We start from the raw sequence: 1447 nt of genomic DNA, 5'->3' as shown, positions 1-1447 counted from the left end.
CGCGTCCGGCCGCGAACGCGGCCTGCGCCGGCACCCACAGCCGCGCGGGCTGGCCGGCTTCGAACGGCACCGCGCCCAGCAGCGGCAAGCGCCCGCTTTCGGCCGCCACCTGCGCCAACAGGCGTTCGCTGGCGCCGGCGAGGTCGTCGTCGCTGGCGCGCGTCAGCGCCTGCTGCACGCCGCGTGCGTGCAACTGGGTCTGGCTGGAGGAGAACAGCGAATCGTGCGGCCGGTAACTCGACAGCAGGGCCGGCGGCGCGGCGTCCGCGAGTTCGATCGCGGCGGGCTCGGCCGCGGATGCCGCATGCGCCGGCGCCGGTTGCGCTTCGTCCATCATCGCCGCGCTCCGGTCGCCGCATGCGGCGCGGAGCGCACATCGAGAGGAGCGCAATCATGGAAAGCGGCGGTCGCGCAAACCGCGCGTGGCAGTGCGTTCAAGGGTCACCTGCAGGCTCTGAGGGTCGCGAGCTTGCGGGCGGGAACGCCGGCTGGCCGAAAGTGGACGAGCCGTGACTACGTCGTCCGTGGTGTACGGATTATGCCAGTTGCGCAGTCATCGGCAAGCGCTTGCCGGATCGGTGCCGGATGAACGAAGCGCGCGTGCGGCCATGCGCGCGTCTACGTCGGCGGCGAAGCGCAATTCAACCGATGCGGTTGCGATGCGGATCACAAGAGCGAGTATCGGCCTGCGATGCGCGTCGAGCGATGACACAGCCGCTGGCGCTCGCGCGGGCGCCGCCCGCTCGCTCGGCGACGCGCCGCCCGTGCGCGGTGCATCGGGTCGCGAGGCTCGGCCCAGCCCGCTCGCGGCCGCATTCGCGCGCCACGATGAACACCGCGGACAACCTTCCCACACCAGAAGGTTGCACCCGCATCGCCGATTGAGGGCACAATGACGGCCGTTGCGCCCTCCTGCGCCATCCTCTCGCCTTCTTCCGCATGCCCTTTCTTTCGCTGCTGCTGCGTGTATCGCTGATCGTCGCGTTGAGCCTCAACGGCTACGCGGCGGCGGCGATGATCGCCAGCGGCGGCCATGCGATGGGCCCGCGCGTCGCGGCCTCGGCCGCTCCCGCGCCGATGGCCGCGGCGGACATGGGCGATTGCCACGAAGGCATGGCGCCCTCGGCGATGGCGCAGGCCGATTCGGCCAAGCCCCATCACGGCGGCGGCGCCCAGCCCGAACCCGGGCACGCCGGCCATCCCGGCGACCCGGCCGCGCCGCACGCAGGCGATTGCTGCGGCAAGTTCGCCTGCCAGTGCGATTGTCTGCAGGCGGCCAGCATCGCCCACGCGATCGCGCCGCTGCCGCCGCGCCTGGATACGCTCGCGCCCGCGCTGCCGGGCCCGCACGCCCCGCCCAGCGGCGTGCCGAGCCGGTTGATCCGGCCACCCATCGGCTGAGCTCGCGCCCGGCCGGATCGCTCCGGCCCACGGCCCGTCCGCCCCG

2 protein-coding genes are annotated in these 1447 nt (G+C 73.1%); one reads left to right on the top strand and one right to left on the bottom strand.

All coding sequences use genetic code 11. The annotated features are described in order from the left end of the window. Nucleotides 1-334, bottom strand: a 334-nt coding sequence (locus A7A76_RS17295; RefSeq protein WP_206412369.1) for a hypothetical protein, incomplete at its 3' end; no start/stop codon positions are given. A gap of 605 nt (nt 335-939) precedes the next feature. Here A7A76_RS17295 and A7A76_RS17290 point away from each other — a divergent pair. Next, entirely contained in the window at nt 940-1401 is a 462-nt protein-coding gene (locus A7A76_RS17290) for a CopL family metal-binding regulatory protein (protein WP_206412368.1), read from the top strand. Nucleotides 1402-1447 lie beyond the last annotated feature (46 nt).

Source organism: Lysobacter enzymogenes (genome assembly GCF_017168095.1).
Lineage (GTDB): Bacteria > Pseudomonadota > Gammaproteobacteria > Xanthomonadales > Xanthomonadaceae > Lysobacter > Lysobacter enzymogenes_D.
Note: the sequence above shows the minus strand (reverse complement) of the source record. Positions and strands in the feature narration are given on the sequence as shown.